The organism is Polaromonas sp. (genome assembly GCF_029945895.1).
Lineage (GTDB): Bacteria > Pseudomonadota > Gammaproteobacteria > Burkholderiales > Burkholderiaceae_C > Polaromonas.
In genome coordinates this window covers 1-5,553 of sequence record NZ_JAQSDL010000010.1, presented here as the reverse complement: position 1 = coordinate 5,553, position 5,553 = coordinate 1, and the positions used below count along the sequence as shown (strand labels likewise).

Annotated in this window: 8 protein-coding genes; 6 read left to right on the top strand and 2 right to left on the bottom strand. The window is 60.8% G+C overall.

What is annotated here, in order from left to right:
- On the bottom strand, positions 1-829 hold an 829-nt coding region (locus tag PSV33_RS01020), incomplete at its 3' end, for an AsmA family protein (protein WP_300557675.1).
- A gap of 347 nt (positions 830-1,176) precedes the next feature.
- Here PSV33_RS01020 and PSV33_RS01015 point away from each other — a divergent pair.
- Positions 1,177-1,575: a response regulator gene (locus PSV33_RS01015; protein WP_300557673.1), complete on the top strand. Its 399-nt coding sequence runs from the start codon at positions 1,177-1,179 to the stop codon at positions 1,573-1,575.
- Positions 1,576-1,600: 25 nt separating this feature from the next.
- Here the strand turns inward: PSV33_RS01015 and PSV33_RS01010 are convergent, their stop codons facing one another.
- On the bottom strand, positions 1,601-2,233 hold the full coding sequence (locus PSV33_RS01010; protein ID WP_096698225.1) for a response regulator transcription factor: 633 nt from the start codon (positions 2,231-2,233) through the stop codon (positions 1,601-1,603).
- A 130-nt stretch (positions 2,234-2,363) separates the two neighbouring features.
- On the opposite strand from PSV33_RS01010, the gene PSV33_RS01005 reads away from it, so the two are divergent.
- The 5 genes from PSV33_RS01005 to PSV33_RS00985 all read left to right on the top strand — a co-directional run bounded on the left by PSV33_RS01005 (position 2,364) and on the right by PSV33_RS00985 (position 5,421).
- The gene (locus PSV33_RS01005) at positions 2,364-3,704 is read left to right on the top strand and encodes a CHASE3 domain-containing protein (RefSeq protein WP_300557671.1); all 1,341 of its coding nucleotides are present in this window, start codon (positions 2,364-2,366) and stop codon (positions 3,702-3,704) included.
- Between the two features lie 241 nt (positions 3,705-3,945).
- Complete coding sequence (locus PSV33_RS01000) at positions 3,946-4,110, top strand: DUF1328 domain-containing protein (RefSeq protein ID WP_300511748.1); 165 nt, start codon at positions 3,946-3,948, stop codon at positions 4,108-4,110.
- A gap of 73 nt (positions 4,111-4,183) precedes the next feature.
- Entirely contained in the window at positions 4,184-4,585 is a 402-nt protein-coding gene (locus PSV33_RS00995) for a hypothetical protein (protein WP_300557669.1), read from the top strand.
- 42 nt (positions 4,586-4,627) lie between these two features.
- Positions 4,628-4,993 carry a hypothetical protein gene (locus tag PSV33_RS00990; protein ID WP_300557667.1) on the top strand — a complete coding sequence of 122 codons (366 nt, stop codon included), beginning with the start codon at positions 4,628-4,630 and terminating at the stop codon, positions 4,991-4,993.
- A gap of 8 nt (positions 4,994-5,001) precedes the next feature.
- On the top strand, positions 5,002-5,421 hold the full coding sequence (locus PSV33_RS00985; RefSeq protein WP_300557665.1) for a hypothetical protein: 420 nt from the start codon (positions 5,002-5,004) through the stop codon (positions 5,419-5,421).
- The last annotated feature ends 132 nt before the right edge of the window (positions 5,422-5,553 follow it).

The window sequence follows — 5,553 nt, the reverse complement described above, 5'->3', positions numbered from 1 at the left end:
GCAGGTTGTAGAGGTCGGCCAGTGTGCGGCCCTTGAGGTCGAAATTGGCATCCAGTCCATCGAGCGACGCCAGATTGCCAATGCGGCCGCTGGCCAGCAGTGATGTACGGCCTGCACTGGCATTGATCTCCAGGGGAAATGGGTTGACCTGGGTGTCGCTGAGCTGGAGCACACTCCCGGCGCGCCCCTTGGCCGCGAAGGGCTCTTTTTTCCAGGTGCCTTGCGCCTTGTAGCTCAGCGGCATGTCCCCGTCGGCCGCCGCGGTTCCGGCTTCGGCCCCGTTTGCGGCGACCATCCCAAACTCTGCCTTGATATCGGCCCCCTGCGCTTCGGCCAGGTAGTTCAACACACCCTTGTCCACCAGCAGCTGGCCCACAAGGGGCACGGTAGCGGCGTCAGACGTGTCCTTTCCCAACGCCCATGTGCGCCGCCCATCCGGCTGGATCTGCAGTCCCAGCACCGGCTGGGTCAGGCGGACACGCGGGAGTTCAATCTGGCCGCGCAGCAGGGGCCAGAAAAGAAGATCGAACTCGGCGGAGTCGGCCTTGACCAGGTAAGGGTCGCGAGCCCAATCGGGGTTGGCAAACGTGATGCCATCGGCCATGACCGTGATACGGCGCCCCAGCTTCACGTCCAGCCGCCGGGTGATTTCGAACTGGCGCCCGGTACGATCACTGACATAGCGATTCACCGGCCCGCGCAACCAGTCCCAGGGGAAAAACAAAATCACCAGGAACAGGACCGCCAGCACCAGTGCCGCTCCCGCCAGGAGCCGACCCCACGCTGGGAGAAGGCGAACGCGGGAGAGGAAGGTGGCGACACGGGTCATGTGGTGGGCCTGCGATTCTTGATTTGAAAGACCGGGAGAGGCCCGACACCTGCAAGTGGTTGGCATCGCGCTGTCGCAAGCGAACGGACCCTCAACTGGCAGTGAAGTATCTGCCGGAAACCTCAGGCACACCGTGGGCAACAGCCATCGAAGACTGTCAGTGACTGCCTACAGCACGATAGTAGGAAAGGTCCTACAAACCAGGCCGCCCCACCGTGTCAAAATCGTTGTGGGTATTTGGATACATTAGTTATCAAGTGATAATAAATTGGTTTACGGCCGGGTGCAGCTGTAACCGTTTGAAAAAGTGCCGCGGTCGTGACATGGCAGACCGGGATTGAAGCTAAGTGGGACTCAGAACTTACATCGTCGAAGACAACGCCACCATACGTGACAATCTCATGGCCACGCTGGAAGAGCTGGCCGGAATTGACGCAGTAGGTACGGCGGAAACAGAAAATGAAAGCAAGGCCTGGTTGCTGGCAAACGCTCAGCAATGGGACCTGGCGATTGTGGATCTGTTTCTCAAACAGGGAAGCGGACTCGGCGTTCTGGAAGCCTGCCGCAACCGCCAGGCGCATCAAAAAGTGATTGTTCTGAGCAATTACGCAACGGCCGACATCCGCAAGCGCTGCGCCCAACTCGGCGTCGACGCGGTTTTTGACAAGTCCAACGAAATAGACGCGCTGATTGACTACTGCATCGAACAGTGCAGGTCCATCAATGCCGGCCAGCCCCAGCCATAGGAGACGGGCGGCTGGCGGCAGAAGCTCAGTCGATCAGCTTGTTCTTGAGGGCGTAATACGTCAGGTCGCTGTTGGACGCCAGGCTCATTTTTTCCATCACGCGGGTGCGATAGGTACTGACGGTTTTGACACTCAGGGACAACGCCTTGGCAATGTCGCCCGCAGTTTCGCCCTTGGCGAGCTTGAGGAACACCTGAAACTCGCGCTCGGAGAGCTGCTCGTGCGGCGTGGCATCATTTTTCCGGTTCAGTTGCTGGGCCAGCAACTCGGCCACGGCCGGCGTGATGTAGCGTTTGCCGAGCGAGATGACACGGATCGCATTGACAATCTCCATCGGATCACACTCCTTGTTCAGGTAGCCGCTGGCACCCTGGCGGATCAGGTTGACCGCGTAATGCTCTTCCGGATACCCGCTGAGAATCAGGATGCCGACATCGGGCGCCTTGGCGCGGATCATGGCAAGGGCATCAATCCCGCTCTGGCCGGGCATGGACAGGTCCATGACCAGAATGTCCAGCTCGACATTTCGCACCAGGTCAATGGCTTCACGGCCGCTGGCGGCTTCACCCACGACCCTGAAATCTACCTGATCCGAGAAGAACTGCTTGAGCCCTGAGCGCACGATGGCATGGTCGTCCACAATTCCAATTTTGATCATTTCATGTCCTCTTGGTTAGGTTGGCATCGCCAAACGGCACAATGCAGCAACACAGCCTCGCGCAATTGCGGGCTTCTTTCTTCAGTAGCGATTATTCACGAATTATTGATCCATGCGAACGGAGATGAGGATGAGATGGTTTGCGATCCCCAAAATGGCAATCAGCCTGCCGCTGGCGGTGCTGGCAGCGGGCGCTCTGATTTCCATCAACGAGGCAGGTTTTCGCCTGTCCACCGGGGCGGTTACCCGCATTGAGGAGTCGCAGGCCACGCGCGGGGCCGTCAACACGCTGCTGCAGCAGATGCTGAATGCCGAAACCGGGCAGCGCGGCTATCTGCTGACCGGCGACCCCAAATACCTGGAACCTTACGACGCAGCGACCGCCGACCTCAACCAGACCCTGGACACCCTGCGCCGGCACTACACCCCCTACCCGGAGGAAATGACGGAGTTCGCCCTGCTGTCGCGCAGCGTGTCGCGCAAGCTGGCGGAGATGGACCTCAGCGTACGCATGCGCAAGCAGGGCAATGAAGATGCCTGGAAGTTTGTGCTGACCACTGACGTGGGCATGGACCAGATGAACACCATCCGGGCGCAGATCGTCAAACTGGTTCAAGCCAGCAACACCAGGATGCATACGGCCCAGGCCCAGATCACCCGGTCGCTCCAGTTGTCGCGCATTGGCATCGCCCTGATGGCGCTGGCCGGGTTGCTGGCGTTTTACATGTATTTGCGGCAAACCGACGCCCTGCTGGATGCCGGCAGGCGCGAACAGGAGGCCCTGCAGCGCGAACGCGACCAGCTCGACAAGGAAGTGCGCGACCGCACGGCCACGCTGGCCGAGCTGGCCACCCACCTGCAGCAGGTGCGGGAAGACGAACGCGGTCACCTGGCACGTGAACTGCACGACGAACTCGGCGCGCTGCTGACGGCGGCCAAGCTCGATGTGGCGCGCATCAAATCGCGCCTCGGCGTCATTTCGCCGGAGGCGGCCGAACGCATGCAGCACCTGATCGAAACACTCAACAGCGGCATTGCGCTCAAGCGCCGCATTGTCGAGGACTTGCGGCCCTCGTCGCTGTCGCATCTCGGGCTGGTCGCATCCCTCGAAATCCTCGCGCGAGAATTCGAAGACCGGTCCGGCCTGAGCATCATCACCGACCTGGAGACCGTGGAGCTGGGCGGCTCGGCCCAGCTCACGGTCTACCGCCTGGTGCAGGAGTCGCTGACCAACATGGGCAAATACGCAGACGCGAAACAGGCTGAAATCAGTCTGCATGACTTCGACGGCTACATCACGGTCGAGGTCCGGGACGACGGAACAGGCTTCGACACCACGCAGATCAAGGGTTCGAGCCACGGGCTGGCCGGCATGCGCCACCGGGTCGAAGCGGCAGGTGGTCGCCTGACCGTGGTCTCCAGTCAGGGCCAAGGCACCCGCATCTCCGCGGTATTGCCCAAAACGCACTAGGCGCCGGCAGCTCTGCCGACCGGGCCACGGCCGCGCACCACGGCAGCCCCCCACTTCACCGCGGCGCAATACACGGCAGGCGCCCATCGGCTTCGTCCTACACCGCGTGATCATGCCCACCGACAAGGGCATCCGGTACTCACCGATGATCACCACAGGCATCCCTGATTAAGCTCACTGCAGGTGTTTCAAATGCGAGCGCCGTACACCAAAAAGGGCACGCCCCTGCAAGGAGATCGACATGCTGCACTATTCCGTTGTTTTCCTCGTGATCGCACTCATTGCAGCCGTGTTCGGTTTCGGTGGCATCGCCGCCGGCGCAGTGGAAATTGCCAAGATCCTCTTTTTCATTTTTGCCATCATGGCGGTGATCAGTTTCGTGGTCAGCCTGATGAAGAGAAAGTGAATTTCCCGTTTATCCCAGCCCACGCGCGTATCGCGCTGGACCTGGCCTTTTCCTTCCATTACCCAAGGACCCCATGAAAAACCCTCTCTCCAGCCATCCCCAAGCCCAAGACACCCTGTCGGGCGCGCGTCAGATGTCCGAGCAGATGCTGACCGGCGCCGAGAGAGCCATGGACAGCACACGCAGCCTGGCCAACGAGACGCTGGACCACGCGGAAGACAAAGTACGCCATTTGCGCGGCAGCATCGATCCGCTGGTCGACAAGCTGGCCACCCAGGCCCAGAAACTGGCACGCCAGAGCCTGGACATGGCCTCCGAGGCCAGCCACCGGGCGCAGCGCTCCATGCACCGCTATGCAGACGCGACCACGCGTTATGTATCCAATGAACCAGTGAAGTCGGTCCTGATTGCTGCCGCAGTGGGCGCAGCCGTCGCCTTGCTGGTGACGTCGATCGCGCATCGCGACAATCGCTGATCCCTGAGGTTTCGTCCCCTTTTATAAAACCACCTGGCCGCCATGCTGCATCCGTTGTTTTCCATTCTCGTCAGACGCCCCGACCTGGTGGTCGATCACCTGTCGGCCTATGGCGCACTGGTTCACGAAGAAGCCTCGGAAGCCGGGTCGGACCTGCTTCAGCGCGGGCTGGCGTGGGGCGCAGTCATCCTGTGTGCCGGTGTATTTTTGACGCTGACAGGTGTGGCCTTGATGCTGGGGGTGGTGCTCAACCAGTTTCACTGGGTGCTGGTGGCCATTCCGGCAGTGATGCTGGTTCTGCTTCTGGTCGCCTTCGGCAAGGCGCGGCAACCGCTGGCCTCTACCCGTTTTGATGAACTCAAGGCCCAGCTGGACCGCGATGCGCAGGCATTACGCGCAGCCGCCTGAGCCCGATGATGAACGACAACACCGCGCTTTCTCCCCGCGAACGCCTGAACAACAGCCGGCAGGCGATTATTCGCCAGATGGGTCATGACACCGCCACGGCCGTCGGGCAGGGCGGCAGCGACGACGAAATAGACGCATCGGCCAGCACCTGGTCACTCATCAAACAGACGGCCAGGTCCTGGTGGCAAGGCCACCCGGCCAGTCTGGCTCTGGATTTTGCCGAGCCAAGAATTCAACGTTTTGCCGAGGAGCAACCCCTGAAGCTTCTGGCCATTTCTGCAGGCGCAGGTGCCGCAGCGGTGCTCCTGCGTCCCTGGCGCCTGGTATCGCTCACCGGTCTCGTTTTCGCGGCGCTGAAGTCGTCCGAGGTCACCGGCCTGGCCAGTTCTCTGCTGGCTTCCCGCAGCCGCCATGATCGCCTTCGATGAATTTCATTCGCAAACCGACCGGCGTGGTGCCGTCAGTCGGCCAGCTTCTCAACTCTCCGCACCAAAACATATCTATAAACTTCAAGGAAAAACCATGAAATACGCTCGCGCAATTGCATTCGCCGCCCTGGC